This is a genomic window from Actinomyces sp. oral taxon 448 str. F0400 (assembly GCF_000220835.1).
In the GTDB taxonomy this organism is placed as follows: domain Bacteria; phylum Actinomycetota; class Actinomycetes; order Actinomycetales; family Actinomycetaceae; genus Actinomyces.
In genome coordinates this window covers 871,305-885,373 of sequence record NZ_GL985606.1, presented here as the reverse complement: position 1 = coordinate 885,373, position 14,069 = coordinate 871,305, and the positions used below count along the sequence as shown (strand labels likewise).

At 69.7% G+C, this 14,069-nt stretch carries 12 protein-coding genes; all 12 read right to left on the bottom strand.

All coding sequences use genetic code 11. The features are described from left to right. Window positions 1–182: 182 nt before the first annotated feature. The 12 genes from HMPREF9062_RS03830 to HMPREF9062_RS03775 all read right to left on the bottom strand — a co-directional run bounded on the left by HMPREF9062_RS03830 (window position 183) and on the right by HMPREF9062_RS03775 (window position 14,047). Window positions 183–1,391 (bottom strand): putative glycoside hydrolase, encoded by a 1,209-nt coding sequence (locus HMPREF9062_RS03830; protein ID WP_009748716.1) that lies wholly within the window; start codon window positions 1,389–1,391, stop codon window positions 183–185. Continuing rightward, the gene (pelF, locus tag HMPREF9062_RS03825; RefSeq protein ID WP_009748715.1) at window positions 1,388–3,169 is read right to left on the bottom strand and encodes a GT4 family glycosyltransferase PelF; all 1,782 of its coding nucleotides are present in this window, start codon (window positions 3,167–3,169) and stop codon (window positions 1,388–1,390) included. The genes HMPREF9062_RS03830 and pelF overlap by 4 nt, the downstream gene beginning before the upstream one ends. Further along, window positions 3,163–4,737, bottom strand: a complete 1,575-nt coding sequence (locus tag HMPREF9062_RS03820; RefSeq protein ID WP_009748714.1) for a hypothetical protein — start codon at window positions 4,735–4,737, stop codon at window positions 3,163–3,165. Before HMPREF9062_RS03820 ends, pelF begins: the two co-directional genes overlap by 7 nt. 309 nt (window positions 4,738–5,046) lie before the next feature. Further along, a complete protein-coding gene (locus HMPREF9062_RS03815; protein WP_009748713.1) occupies window positions 5,047–7,608 on the bottom strand; it encodes an ATP-dependent Clp protease ATP-binding subunit in 2,562 nt (853 codons plus the stop codon). Window positions 7,609–7,763: 155 nt separating this feature from the next. After that, window positions 7,764–8,396: a hypothetical protein gene (locus tag HMPREF9062_RS03810; RefSeq protein ID WP_009748712.1), complete on the bottom strand. Its 633-nt coding sequence runs from the start codon at window positions 8,394–8,396 to the stop codon at window positions 7,764–7,766. 99 nt (window positions 8,397–8,495) lie between these two features. Continuing rightward, on the bottom strand, window positions 8,496–9,224 hold the full coding sequence (locus HMPREF9062_RS03805) for a response regulator (protein ID WP_009748711.1): 729 nt from the start codon (window positions 9,222–9,224) through the stop codon (window positions 8,496–8,498). Further along, window positions 9,221–10,402, bottom strand: coding sequence for a sensor histidine kinase (locus tag HMPREF9062_RS03800; protein ID WP_009748710.1), 1,182 nt, complete (start codon window positions 10,400–10,402; stop codon window positions 9,221–9,223). The genes HMPREF9062_RS03805 and HMPREF9062_RS03800 overlap by 4 nt, the downstream gene beginning before the upstream one ends. Window positions 10,403–10,413: 11 nt before the next feature. Continuing rightward, window positions 10,414–11,286: an ABC transporter permease gene (locus HMPREF9062_RS03795; RefSeq protein ID WP_034253704.1), complete on the bottom strand. Its 873-nt coding sequence runs from the start codon at window positions 11,284–11,286 to the stop codon at window positions 10,414–10,416. A gap of 43 nt (window positions 11,287–11,329) precedes the next feature. Next, window positions 11,330–12,250, bottom strand: coding sequence for an ABC transporter ATP-binding protein (locus tag HMPREF9062_RS03790; protein ID WP_009748709.1), 921 nt, complete (start codon window positions 12,248–12,250; stop codon window positions 11,330–11,332). 150 nt (window positions 12,251–12,400) lie between these two features. After that, window positions 12,401–12,928, bottom strand: a complete 528-nt coding sequence (locus HMPREF9062_RS03785) for a YbhB/YbcL family Raf kinase inhibitor-like protein (protein WP_253270652.1) — start codon at window positions 12,926–12,928, stop codon at window positions 12,401–12,403. A 292-nt stretch (window positions 12,929–13,220) separates the two neighbouring features. Continuing rightward, entirely contained in the window at window positions 13,221–13,688 is a 468-nt protein-coding gene (gene dtd, locus HMPREF9062_RS03780; protein ID WP_009748707.1) for a D-aminoacyl-tRNA deacylase, read from the bottom strand. After that, window positions 13,688–14,047, bottom strand: a complete 360-nt coding sequence (locus HMPREF9062_RS03775) for a DUF2516 family protein (protein WP_009748706.1) — start codon at window positions 14,045–14,047, stop codon at window positions 13,688–13,690. The genes dtd and HMPREF9062_RS03775 overlap by 1 nt, the downstream gene beginning before the upstream one ends. Window positions 14,048–14,069: the final 22 nt, after the last annotated feature.

The following is a 14,069-nucleotide window of genomic DNA, read 5'->3' as shown; positions in this document are numbered from 1 at the left end:
CCTGTGGAACTCTGTCGACGCCGCCCGAGACGGACGCCGCGCTTCCTGCCCGAGAGAACGCTGTACGGGACGGCGGGGATCTCAGGAAGTCAAGCAGGTCAATGATCCACCCAACATGACTAACGTTTGACAGGTCTTTAGTCCCATTATCGGATCTCGCACGAGCCGGACCGGGTCATGACTCAGGCACGCAGGGCAATCATCCCACGATGCGCGCTGAGGGGCACCTCCAGAGCCAGCGCCTCACCGTCCGGGTCCCCGGTGGGCCCCGGTGACCTGAGGCCCGCCGGGAGACGCACGGTGCCGCCTCCCTCCTCGCCGAGCGCGACGGCGGCCACTCCGCCCTCGAAATCGCGGCGCCACACGCCGTCGTCCCTCGTGGCCTCGCCGAGGGGCGCCCCGAGGTCCGCATCCAGCGCCGGGAACCAGGGAGTCCGCGAGTAGTCGTCGGCCCCCGTGGCCGCGTAGGCGCGCAGCGCGGCACCGCGCGGGAGCGACGGGGATGCCGTCCCCGACCAACTCGACCGCCCCGGCCGCGGATCCGCCGAAGTCCGCACGTAGTCGGGCCCCCCTCCGAACACCCAGAACGCCGCCAGCCCGTACAGGGCGGAGGGGGATCCATCGAAACGCGGCCCCGACCCGCCCGAGGGGGTGCGCACGATGCTCAGCCCCGGACCATTGAGCTGCGACACCTGCGCGAGCGCCGTGTTCTCGCTGAAGAAGGAGTCATCCCCCCACCCGAGCCAACACTCGTCGAAACCACCGCCCCAAGAGGCGTGGTGACGCCAGCGCCCGGGCTCCCGGCGCGCCTCGGCGATGTTGGGCACGAGCAGCAGTCCCTCACCGTTCAGCGCGCGCCCGGCGTCGTCGACGAGCTCGCTCAAAGCGGCGCGCAGCCCGGCGGCACTGCGGGGCGCCGAAGCGTCGGCGGGATCCAAGTCGGGCAGATCAATGCCGTAATAATCCTCGAAGACGTCGTTGTCGGCCATGACCCCGTCGAAGGCGGTGCCGACCATGGCCTCCAGAACCCGTTCGGTCCAGCGCCGCCGGTAGGCCTCATCCCACACCCGCATCTGATAATGGCCCGAGTAGGTGCTCCACTCGATCGTATTCCCCGAGGCTCGGCGCGCCAGCCAGCCTCCCCGGCGGGCCTCGCCGGCGCTCAGGCCCGAGGCGCGTCGCTCGGCCGGCTCGAAATCCCGCACCGACGACAGGCACTTGTAGGCGAGGACCACCATGTCCTCGCGCATGTCCTTCAGGCGGGCCGCCGCCCCGGTCTCCCACGGCTGGAGGATCGCCGCCCGGTAGTGGTCCGCAGCGAAGGCCAACTCGTCCTCGCTCAGAGCGCCCCCGTAACGGATCCAGGCCCCCGACCCCCGTCTCGATGTCATGAATGTCCTCCTTCCCACGCCTCGGACGGCGCGATGACTCCTCCGGCTGCCGGGGCGGTTCTGCGCCCGGCTCTGATCCGTCCGACCCGGGCGGCCCGGCCCGCGCCCCGGCGACCCGCCCCCCGTCTGCTCCTGCGCCTGACCTCCCGACGGCCGGCCCCGCCGCGCCGGTAGATCTCGTTGTAGGAGGCGTTGACGCGCCGCAGGTCGTAGGCGGCCTCCACTCTGCCCCTGGCCGCCAGGCTCAGACGCTCGTAGAAGTCCATGTCGCCGATGATCCGCTGGACGCAGTCGGCCATGACCGTCGGGTCGCCCGGCGGGATGACCAGACCGCACGGCCCCCAGGATCTCCCGTCCGGGCCGACGACCTCGGTCTCGACGACGGTGCGCACCGCCCCGACGTCGGTGCTCACCGTGGGGATGCCCGCCCCCATGGTCTCCAGGGAGACCACCGGCAGGCCCTCGTTGTAGGAGGGCAGAAGGAACAGATCGAACTCGGTGAGACACTCGCGGACCTTGACTGTGCCGCGGATGGTGATGAGCTCGGCCAGGTCGAGCTCGACGATGCGCGCCCGGCACCGCTCGTAGTACTCCGGCACGTGCTCGGTGGGGCCGCACACGTCCAGATGAATCCGACAGCCCCGGTCGCGCAGGATCCGTATGGACTCGATGAGGTCCATGAGCCCCTTGATGGGCACGACGCGCGCGATGTAGACGAGCCGCCACAGGTGCTCGTCCGCTCCCTCGGCCCGGATCCGACCGGTCACGGCACGACGCGCCGCGTAAGCCGCGTCGAACTCCTCGACGACGACCCCGTTGGGGATGACGACGGCCTTGGACGGGTCACCGCCCAGGGCCCGGGCCTCCTCGACGGCCGCCGGGTAGAGGTAGGTGGTCGTGTAAGCGGTCGGATAGCACATACGCCCCATCTCCAGCCACCAGGCCATCCACATGCGCTCACGGGGCGTGACGTCGAAGAACCGGTAGTCCGCCAGCGTGACGATCTGATCCATGCGGCGGCCCAGGAGCGTGTTGACGGTGTCGCGCACGTAGAGGTTGTGCTCGGTCAGCAGGTAGGAGGTGCCGTGCTCGCGGGCCGCATTGGCGGCCAGAAGCGCGGCGTAGCCGGTGGTATGGGCGTGGTAGACGGCGGCCCGCGGCATGGTCTCGGAGAGCACCGCGTAGGCCAGGGAGAAGAAGTCGCGCAGCAGCCAGAACAGGTCGGCCATGCTCATGCCCAGGCACGGCATGGACTCGCGGTAGACCTCCATGAACTCCTGCGTGCCGAGCAGGGCCCACAGCGGGTAGCGACGGGTCGAGGCAGCCATGCCGTCGGTGATCAGGTCCCACAACGGCCCGGGGTCGGCATCCTCGGCCAGTGAACGCAGGGCGGACACCAGCCGCCGGGCCAGCGTCCGGCGGTCCCGGCGTCCCATGTGCAGGTCCTGCGGCCTGGTGCGCAGGAAGTCCTCATGCTCCTCCATCGACAGGTAGACCACCCGCACCCACGCCACATTGGAGGGCATGGTGTACAGGTCCTTCAGCGGCGAGGTGGAGCACCAGGCGATGTGAATGATGCCGAAGCGCAGGTCAGGATTACCGGTGATGATGTCATGGACGACGGCGCTCACGCCGCCCTTGAGGTACGGATAGGTGGACTCCATGACAATGGCCACATCGACATCCTCGTAGCGTCCGTCCAGAGGGACGCCGTCGGGGCGGGGGCGTTCGCCGTCCTGCGGCACGACGTCCTGGTTGCTCTTCACCACGTCTACCACGACAGTGCCTTTCCCCAGAAGAACGCGTACTCCGGTGACCTCCACCGCGACCGGTACACGGTCAACGCCACCACCACCAGAACGAGATCGACGAGACCGACCGCTGCGTAGGCCCGGACGGCATGGGAGCCGAGCCCGATGAACAGGCCCAGCGCGGCGGCCAAATGGATGCTCGACAGTACGAGCCCGCCGGTGCGGTCCCCCACGTGCTCGATCTCGTAGGCCAGGAGTGTGAGCACGGTCAGCAGAAGGCTGGCGGCGGCGATGACGGCCACCTTAAGGACGCCGATGGCACCGAGCCCTCCGATGGCCGTCCCGCTCCCGCTGAGGAGGGCCGCGGTGAGGACCGCGACCCCCACACTCACGACGCCCACGACGACGGCGCGCCGCAGGGAGGCGGTGACGGTGCGCCGCAAAAACCTGCCCTGATCATGCAGCCTGTCCATGCTCGCATCAGTGAGCTCGGTCTGGAAGTGGGCGACAGCGCGATTGATCCTCGGCGAGGTGACCGCGAAATAATAGGAATAGGCGACGACCGCGGGCTGGAGGCAGAGATAGACGACGACGATCTCGAAATCGGTTCCATTGACCAGGAACATGAAGAGCTTGTCGGACCACAGGACGCCGCCCATGATCAGGCCCCGGGCCGTGTCGGCAAGGAAGGGGCGCAGGGGCACCGACATCGGGTGAGCGAGCCCGCCCAGGGCCCGGCCCATGAGGACCACCTGGCTGATCAGGCCCGCCAGCGGCGGGAGGATCCAGACGGTGGGCGCGATGAGCAGGACGATCGCGTAGGCGACCCAGCCGATCGTCCAGCGTCCGCGGCTGCCCGCGATATCGGCGACGACGAGCGACTGGACGAAGAGCATGTTCATCAGCGCCAGTACGAGGTAGGCGGCCATCGCCGTCGTCGACCAGCCGGTGGTCAGAACGACCAGGGCGGCCACGAGCAGGACGGGGGGGACGACCAGCACCACGAGCGCGGGCCACATGCGCGCGAAACGGTAGGCGGCGCTGGTGCCGCTCGCGTACGAGATCTCGCCGACGAGCCGGTAGACGGGCGTGCCCGCGACCTGGCTGAGCCACGGCACGGCGACGGAGACGGACAGGACCAGGGAGGACAGGTGCACTCCCCCGACATCGTGACTGGCGAGTTGGGAGCTGACCATCGGGTAACCCAGACCCAGGAGGATGGCGGGGGACATCGCCTGCAGCATCGTCCACAGCGCCCGGGCGCGTGCTCGACCCGAGCGGTCCTGGGCCTCGAAGGCGGCCAGGGCACGCGCCCGGGCCCGGGCCTCGACGACGGACTCCTCCGTGCTCGCACTGGCCGAGTCGGCGGGCGGCGCCGTGAGCAGCACCAGTGATATCAGGATGAGGACGACCAGGGCGAGGACCATGGCTGCCGTCGAAGCGCCCAGCGCCGTCAGGACGAGGACCCCCTCCGTCGCGACGACCGCCAGGAAGACGGGCACCCACCGCGCACGCGCGCTGGCGTGCCGGGAGTTGACCGTGGTGCCCGTCGGGGCGATCGTATAAAGCTTGTTCAGGGGTTCTCGTCGCATCATTCGATCCATCGTCAACGAACCGGGAAGCCGATCAGCACCAGGGAAGTGCGCCGCTGACCCGCTCCGCCCGGCGTTGGAGTCACATTAGCGTAACAATTGTTCGCTCAGCCGTCTCAAAGATCTATTCGGGCGTTTCTCACCGGGGCGGGGGATCGGACGCCGAGCAGGACCCGGTCCGATGAAGGGACCGACGGGGAACGCGCGGCAGAACGCCGGAGGCGATGCGCCCCGTCAAGAGCGCATCGCCTCCGGCGTTCTCAGACCGGCACGAGTCGTCGCCGATCCGGGGTAACAGGAGTCACATGGGAGTCAGGGCTCCCCCGGTCCACTTTGGGTCGCGCCCACGGTGTCGACGACTGCCTCCGCATCCTCCTCGGCGGCGACCTCCGCGCTCAACGGGTCGGAGCCGACCCGAGGGTCCCATGGTTCGCCGTGGAAGGTGAACTCACCCAGAATGCCCTCGCCCTCGGCGTCGACGACGACCTTCTGGCCGCGCTCGATCTCACCGAAGAGGATCTTCTCGCTCAGGGCGTCCTCGATGTCGCGCTGGATGGCACGGCGCAGCGGACGGGCCCCGAGCACCGGATCGAAGCCGCGCTCGGCCAGAAGCTCCTTGGCGGCGTCGGTCAGGACGATCGTCATCTCCTGATCGACCAGACGCCTGTCGAGCTGAGTGATCATGAGGTCGACGATCTGGCGGACCTCGTCCTTGGTCAGCTGGGGGAAGACGATGAGATCGTCCACGCGGTTGAGGAACTCGGGCCGGAACTGCTGCTTGAGTTCGCGGTTGACGTGAGCCTTCATCTCCTCGTAGTCCATAGTGCCGCCCTCAGTGGACTGGAAGCCCGTGGCCACGGACTTACCGATGTCCTTGCTGCCGAGGTTGGTCGTCATAATGATGACGGTGTTCTTGAAGTCGACCTCGCGCCCCTGGGCATCGGACAGGTGGCCGTCCTCCAGGATCTGAAGCAGGGAGTTGAAGATGTCCGGATGGGCCTTCTCGACCTCGTCGAACAGGACGACGGAGAAGGGCTTGCGGCGCACCTTCTCGGTGAGCTGACCGCCCTCGTCGTAGCCGACGTAGCCGGGGGGCGCGCCGAACAGCCGCGAAACCGTGTGCTTCTCGGCGAACTCGGACATGTCGAGCTGAACGAGGGAGTCCTCGTCGTCGAAGAGGAACTCGGCCAGCGCCTTGGCCAACTCGGTCTTGCCGACACCGGTGGGGCCGGCGAAGATGAAGGAGCCGCCGGGACGCTTGGGGTCCTTCAGGCCGGCACGGGTACGGCGGATCGACTTGGACAGGGCCTGAATGGCCTTGTCCTGACCGATGATGCGCTTGTGGAGCTCAGCCTCCATGTTGAGCAGCTTGGCCGACTCGGCCTCCGTGATCTTGACGACCGGGATGCCGGTGGACATGGCCAGAACCTCGGCGACGAGGCTCTCGTCGACCTCGGCGACCTGGTCGAGATCGCCGGTCTTCCAGGCCTCCTCCTTGTTCTCGCGCTCCTCGGCCAGGCGGCGCTCATCGTCGCGCAGAGCGGCAGCGCGCTCGAAGTCCTGATCATCGATCGCGGACTCCTTCTCGCGCTTGACCTCGGCGATGCGATCATCGATCTCACGGAGCTCGGGCGGCGCCGTCATGCGGCGGATGCGCAGACGCGCCCCCGCCTCGTCGATGAGGTCGATGGCCTTGTCGGGCAGGAAGCGGTCATTGATGTAGCGATCGGCGAGCTTGGCGGCGGCCTCGATGGCCTCGTCGGTGATGACGACGCGATGAAAAGCCTCGTAACGGTCGCGCAGGCCGTTGAGGATGCCGATGGTTTCCTCAATGGAGGGCTGGTCCACCGTGACCGGCTGGAAGCGGCGCTCCAGGGCGGCGTCCTTCTCGATCTTGCGGTACTCCTCCAGGGTGGTGGCGCCGATGGTCTGAAGCTCGCCGCGGGCCAGCATGGGCTTGAGGATGGACGCGGCATCGACGGCGCCCTCGGCGGCCCCGGCCCCGACGAGGGTGTGGATCTCATCGATGAACAGGACGATGTCGCCGCGGGTGCGCACCTCCTTGAGGACCTTCTTGAGCCGCTCCTCGAAGTCGCCCCGGTAGCGCGAACCGGCCACCAGCGAGCCCATGTCCAGGGAGTAGAGCTGCTTGTCCCGCAGCGTCTCGGGGACGTCGCCGTGGACGACGGCCTGGCTCAGGCCCTCGACGACGGCGGTCTTGCCCACGCCCGGCTCGCCGATGAGGACGGGATTGTTCTTGGTGCGCCGGGAGAGGATCTGCATGACGCGCTCCATCTCCTTGTGACGCCCGATGACCGGATCGAGCTTGCCCTCGCGCGCGGCAGCGGTGAGGTTGCGCCCGAACTGATCGAGGATCGCGGAGCCGGAGGGCACGCCCTCCTTGCCGGATCCGCCCGCCGTGACGGTCTCCTTGCCCTCGTAGCCGGAAAGCATCTGCATGACGGTCTGACGGACGGTGGACAGGTCAGCGCCGAGCTTGGTCAGAACCTGAGCGGCCACGCCCTCGCCCTCGCGCAGCAGACCGAGCAGGATGTGCTCTGTGCCGATGTAGTTGTGGCCCAACTGGAGGGCCTCGCGCAGCGAAAGCTCGAGGACCTTCTTGGCGCGCGGGGTGAAGGGGATATGACCGCTGGGCGCGGACTGACCCTCGCCAATGATCTCGACGACCTGGCCGCGCACGGCGTCCAGGGAGATGTCCATCGACTCCAGAGCCTTGGCGGCGACCCCCTCGCCCTCATGGATGAGGCCGAGGAGGAGGTGCTCGGTGCCAATGTAGTTGTGGTTGAGCGCCCGAGCCTCGTCCTGAGCCAGGACGACGACGCGGCGGGCGCGGTCGGTAAAGCGTTCGAACATCGCTGGTTTCTCCTCGGCACATGCGGTCGATCGGTGCGCCCGCCTGGGGATGGCATAACGGGGCTCTGGGCACGTGCTGACAAGGCTAACTGTGCCGACGGGGTCGTCATGCCCCTGTTCGCAGTGGGCGTGAGCCGGGGTTGAGCGTGAACGACTCAAGCTCGGCAGCGTCTGCGCAGGCCCCACATCATCCCGTAGGTCATGAGCCTGGCGACAGGGCGCATCGCCCGCACCACCGCCGTCGTCGCACCCCGGCGGGGCCGGTAGCGCTCCCGGATCCGCAGGCGGCAACCGCCCGAGCCGAGCCCGCCGGGCTCATCGAGCACGAAGGCCCAGGAGAAGTCGAAGTCCATGCCCGCCCCGGGCGGCGCGGCACCGCCATCGGAGGACAGGACGAGGCAGCGTTCGGGCTCCAGGCGCGCGACGACCAGGGCGGCGTCGGCGGCCAGGCGCACCTGATCGCCGACGGCAAGGTCCTGCCACTGCGGCTCGATGCGTCGAGCATTGGTCATCCCCACGCCCGCCAGACGCTCGAGCAGGTCGAAGCTGTAGAAGCCGCCGCGCCCGTAGCCCAGCTGCACCAACCAGGGCCAGATCGTCGCTGCCGGGGCGTCAATGTCGATCTGGTGGGTCTCGACGATGGTCGCCCCGGGCACCAGGTCGTCGCCGGGCAGCGGAGACGAGTCGTCCCCTCGCGGGCGGAGGGCGCGAGCGGCCAGCGCCACGGCCCCGAGGAAGCCGACGCCGGTGGTCGTGACGAAGGCGATGCGGCGCTGCGAACGATCCATAGGAGCCATGGTATTCCGCCCGCTTCGCGGGTTCGCCCTCTCCTGCATAGCCGCAAGCGAAGCGGAGGGCCGCCCTGCGAAAAAGACGTCAGAAGATGCTCACCCCAGATCCAGCAGCCCCCGCCTGAGCGCCTCGGTGACGGCGGCCGTGCGGGAGTCGACGCCGAGCTTGTTGTTGATGCGCAGCAGGTGAGTCTTCACCGTGGCCTCGGTGATGTACAGCTCACGGCCGATCCGGCTGTTGGACAGGCCTCGGGAGACGGCGATCAGGACCTCGCGCTCACGCGGGGACAGGGTCACCGGCGCGCCCGCGCTCGCGCCGCGACCGGACCCGGCGGAGCCACCGGTCCCGCGGGCGGCTCCCACCAGACGCGTGGTCACCGACGGGCTCAGCGCGCTGCGGCCCGCGGCGGCCGCGCGCACCGCTTCGAGGATGTCCTCGCGCGGGGAGTCCTTGAGAAGGTAGCCGATGGCGCCGGCCTCGACGGCCCGCAGGATGTCGCCGTCGGTGTCGTAGGTGGTCAGGACGACGACGCGGGGCGCGTGAGGCAGGGCGAGGATGCGCCGGGCGGCCTCGACGCCGTCGAGAACGGGCATGCGCAGATCCATGAGGACGACGTCGGGGACGAGGCCGGCGGCGAGCTCGACCGCCTCGGCGCCGTCGGCGGCCTCGCCGACGACCTCGAGGCCCTCCTCGGAGGAGAGCATGCCGACGATCCCGGAGCGTACGACGGGATGGTCATCAGCGACGAGGAGCCTGACGGGGAAGGACTCCCGGTGCTGGCTCGGGCCGGTTCGGGGGCCGGAGGGAGCGGGCGGAGTGTTCACAGTGGGATTCTCGCTTCAATAGTGGTCCCGGTGTGTCCGTCCGCGTCGGGGGCGTGAGCGGGGTCGACGGTGAGAGTGCCATCGAGGGACTCGACGCGCGAGCGCATTCCCGTCAGCCCGGTTCCCTCGGCCCGTCCGCCCGTGCCCACGCCGTCGTCGGTCACCGTGATGACGAGCTCGCGGACCGCTCCCAGACGCTCGGTGCCGATGAGAACCTGCGCCCGTGCGGCATCGGAGTGGCGGGCGATGTTGGATAGGGCCTCCTGGACGGTTCGCAGGACGACGACCTCGATCGGTCGCGCCAGCCCCGGGGGGAGGCGGAGGTCGATGCCAATGGTGCGCCCGGGCTCGCTCTGGGCGTCGACGAGCCGTCGGAGGGCCCGGGGCAGGTCGCCCGAGCGCAGGGCGGAGGGGCCCTCGCCGGCGACGAGGGCGCGCGTCTCGGCGAGGTTGTCGCGGGCGAGCGCCTCCATCTGGTCCAGGCGGGTGACGGCCTCGTCGGCGCGGCCCCGAATCAACTCGGTGCGGGCGGCCTGGGCCAGGGTGATGACGCAGATGAATCCCTGGGCGAGGGTGTCATGGACCTCGCGGGCCCAGTACTGATGCTCGGCGGCCCGGCCCGCGGCGCGCTCGGCAGCGGCGAGCTCGGCCTGGGCGGCGGCCAGAGTCTCGCGGGCGACGCGCTCACTGTCCAAGGCGGAGGCCAGGACGGCGGAGACGTCGTAGAGGCGCCAGAACCACAGGCCGATGAACAGGGAGAACAGGCAGGACAGGACGCCGTTGGCGGCGGCACGGATCCAGTCGTGGTCCGGCCGCACCAGCATCATCGCGCCGATGCCGACGGAGAAGATGACGGTCGCCACCACACCGGAGCGACGGGTGCGGTGGACGGCCCATAGAAGGGGATAGACGACGAAGAACAGGATGGTCGCCCAGCCGCTGGACAGCACCGCGAGGAGCACGGCCCCGGCCCCCGCCCAGATGATGATGAGAGCGACGCGGTGACGACCGGGGTCGTCGGGGGCGCGCACGAGGCCGAGCAGGTTGATGCGCCGTCGGATGATGAAGAGGTTGAGCCACCACGGGCGCCGGCCCGCCTCCGCCAGTGCGACGGGTGCGGGCCGGCTCGGGGCGGGGGCGGCGGAGGCTGCGCCCCTCATGCCCTGCATGTCCCTCATGGCGGGTTCCCTCACCGGTCGACCGTATCGCGACGGGTGATGACGATGGCGGCGACGACGCCGATCGCCAACCAGGCGACGACGACGGCCAGGCCCTTGCCGGTCTCCCAGGCGCCGGTGGGCTCGGCCACGGCGAAGGTGGAGGGCAGGAAGGCCTCGCGCATGAGTTCGGCCGACCAGCGCACCGGCAGGACGGAGAAGGCGTCGACCATCCAGGTCGGCAGCTGAGCCAGGGGGAAGAAGATGCCGGAGACGAACTGGAGGACGAGGACGATGGGGGTGACCAGGGCGGAGGCGGCCCGCTGAGTGGGGCGGGTGCGACCGATGGCCAGGCCCAGGGCGGTGCAGGTGGCGACCATGAGGACGATGGTGGCGGCGAGCAGCCCCCAGGCGCGGGCGGTGCCGGGCAGATCGATGTCCAGGACGCAGCGGGCCACGAGAACGAGCATAGTGGCGTTGAGCAGGGCGAGAATCGTGTTGGACGCGCACTTGCTCGCCACGTGCGCCCACGACGGGGTGGGCAGCACCGCCAGGCGCTTGAGCTCACCGTTCTCGCGCTCCCCGGCCACGGTCACCGCCAGGTTCTGCAGGCAGGTGGTCATGATCCCGGTGGTGACCATCGCCGGCAGCAGGTACTGGGCGTAGGACACGCCGGCGAAAAGCTCTCCGGGGAAGACCGCGTGGAAGATGAAGAGCATGAACAGCGGGTAGAGGAACTGCATGACGAAACCGACCGGTTCGCGCACGAAACCGAGCAGCGTGGCGCGGACCAGGGCGCTCATGATCCTCAGGCCGCCCGCGGGAGCCCGCAGGAGACGGGCGGCCGATGAGGCTGGTGCTGAGGAGACGGGGGGGACGGGAATGGAAACGGTGGCGGCAGTCATCAAGGAGAAATCCTTCGGAGAGTATCGGCTGGTGATCCGGTTGTCAGGCTGCGGTCGCGACGGCGGCGGTCCGACGGGCAGCGGTCTCGTGAGCCGTGACGAGCTCGAGGTAGCGGTCCTCCAGGCTCGGGGCGGTCACCTGGAGGCCGGGGACCTCGCCGCCGGGCCCCGCGAGCCGCTCGATGAGGCCGCGGACGACAGCGGTGGGGGCGATGGTGCGCACGCTGCGCTGCTCGTCGTCCTCGAGCCAGGAGACCGTGACCTCGCCCTCGCCGCGAGCCAGGTCGGCGGGCGCGCCCTGCGCCACGATCCTTCCTCCCAGGACGACGGCGACATCATCGGCCAGGTGGGCGGCCTCGTCCAGGTAATGGGTGGTCAGCAGCACGGTCGTGCCGTCATCGGCCAGGTCCTCCACGAGGCCCCAGAATTCGCGGCGCGCCTCCGGGTCGAAGCCGGTGGTGGGCTCATCGAGGAAGAGCAGCTCGGGACGTCCGATGATCGCCAGAGCCACATCGAGGCGGCGCCGCCGTCCACCGGACAGACGAGAGGCCCGGGTGCGGGCGTCGTCGGCGAGACCGACCCGTGCGACGGTCTCGGCCGTATCAGCCGGTTCGGCGTAGAAGCGGGAGATGTGCTCAACGGCCTCGGTGACCGTCAGGTCGCCCATATCGGTGGAGGACTGGGAGACCACGCCGATACGCGCCCGCCACGCCCGGCCGGCACGGGCGGGGTCCTCCCCCAGGACCGAAACGGTGCCGCCGGCGCGGCGGCGCAGGCCCTGGAGGATCTCGACGGTGGTGGTCTTACCGGCGCCATTGGGACCCAGAAGCGCCAGAACGGACCCGGTGGGGACCGTGAGATCGAGGCCGTCCAGGACGCGCTTGGAACCGTAGGACTTGGTGAGCTGGTTGACGCTGATCGCCGTGGGCGAGGGGTGCGCGGTCTGCGCTGTCGGTGTTGTCATGGCCCCAAGTCTTCGCCGCCGCCTCCGGCCCCGGTAGCGACCGCCCGGACCACACAGGCATCCACCGGACGGTGGACGCCCACCCGCCACCGATTGTTCCCCGGGTCGGTGCGCCGTCGTCGGCCGGCCCGCGACGCGGCTCGCCCGCCCCTACTCGAAGACGCCCTCGAGGGTCGCTCGCTGGAGGACATGCCCCTTGATCGCACGCCGGAGCCCGGCCAGACGGGTCAACGACGAGACCGTCAGCTCACAGTCCAGCGCGTACACCGTGAAGCGGTAGGTGTGGGTACGGCCGCGAGGAGGCTTCGGCCCTCGATACCGGTGCAGTCCGTAGGCGAGTCCCTGGACGACTCCTGTTGACGGGTCGGTGCGGCCGGAGGGGATCGCCGGCGGGATCAGCCCGCCCGCGGGGATGTTCCACGCCAGCCAGTGGGCCATTGTGCCGAAGAGGGGGTGGGTGAGGTCTTCGAGCGTGACCGCCAGGGTGCGGGCACGCGGATCGAGCCCGTCGAGCTGCAGGCCGGGCGAGACGTCGTCGCCGCGCCCGGTGCACTCGACGGCGAAGCGTCCGTCGGACCCGATGCTCGTCGAACGGACGGTCAGTGCGGCGCGGCTCTTCTCCGAATCATCGGCACCATCAGCGACCTCTCCGTCGCTCATGTCATTCATATCACTCATGGGCGCATCTTCGCACCCCCCGGTCACCGCGGCCAAGGGGTCCATCGGGTACACCGGCGATGATCTCGACGAGCAGGGGCGGCCGGTTATCAGCAGCTCCAACACGATCACGTCCGCGAGCGCCTCCACGCCGACACCCTACTCGTCCGACGCTCTCGGAACCCTGCCCGCAAAAGCACGCTGCGCCGACGCGACCCGCGCCCCTATTCGTCCCCGCGGCACCCGCCTCATTACCCGGCCGGCGCAGGGCAGGCAGGGCGTCATCGAGACCCGGGCCGAGGGCCCCGGCCCCTCACGCCTCCACGAGGATCGTCACCGGCCCGTCGGCCTCCATATCGATGATCATGTGCGCGCCGAAGCGCCCTGTGGCGACCTCCAGGCCGCGGGTCCTCAGCGCCGCCACGACCGCCTCGACAAGCGGTTCCGCCACCGGCCCGGGCGCGGCCGCGTTCCATGAGGGCCTGCGCCCCTTGCGCACGTCCGCGTAGAGGGTGAATTGGGAGACGACGAGCACCGGCGCCCTCAGGTCGCTGACGCTCACCTCATGACCCGGTGCGCCGCCGTCCTCACCCGGACCGTCGAACAGGCGCAGCTCGGCGATTTTGCGGGCGATGGTGGCGACCTGCTCGGGGCCGTCGTCATGCGTGGCGCCCACGAGCGCGAGCAGACCCGGCCGCGGAATCTCCCCGACGACGACCGGTCCGCCGCCGTCGTCGACGCGTACAGCGGCGCGGGCGACACGTTGAAGGACCGCGCGCATCAGCGCCGCCGGCCGCCGGCGCCGCGCCCCGAATCGCCCCGTCCGGGCCTGCGGATTCGTGAGCGCACTCGCACGGACCTGTAGTAGTTCAGCGCCGGGCGCACGTCCGCGAGGTAGACGGCATTGGCGACCACGCCGAGCAGGCCGAGCATCGAGGCCGCCCCCATGAGCGCGACCACCGCCACCCCGACGGCGTTGACGGCCAGCCAGAATCTCTTGGTGCGCTTGTCGGCGGCGATGAAGTGCTGGTCCGAACGCCGGACGGTATCGATGAGCGCCCACACGCCCAGGCCGACGGCGCAGAGCTGGGCGACGTGCCAGATCCACATCACGGCGTGGCTCAGGTAGGACGCGGTCATGGCGAGAGCAATCACGCATCCA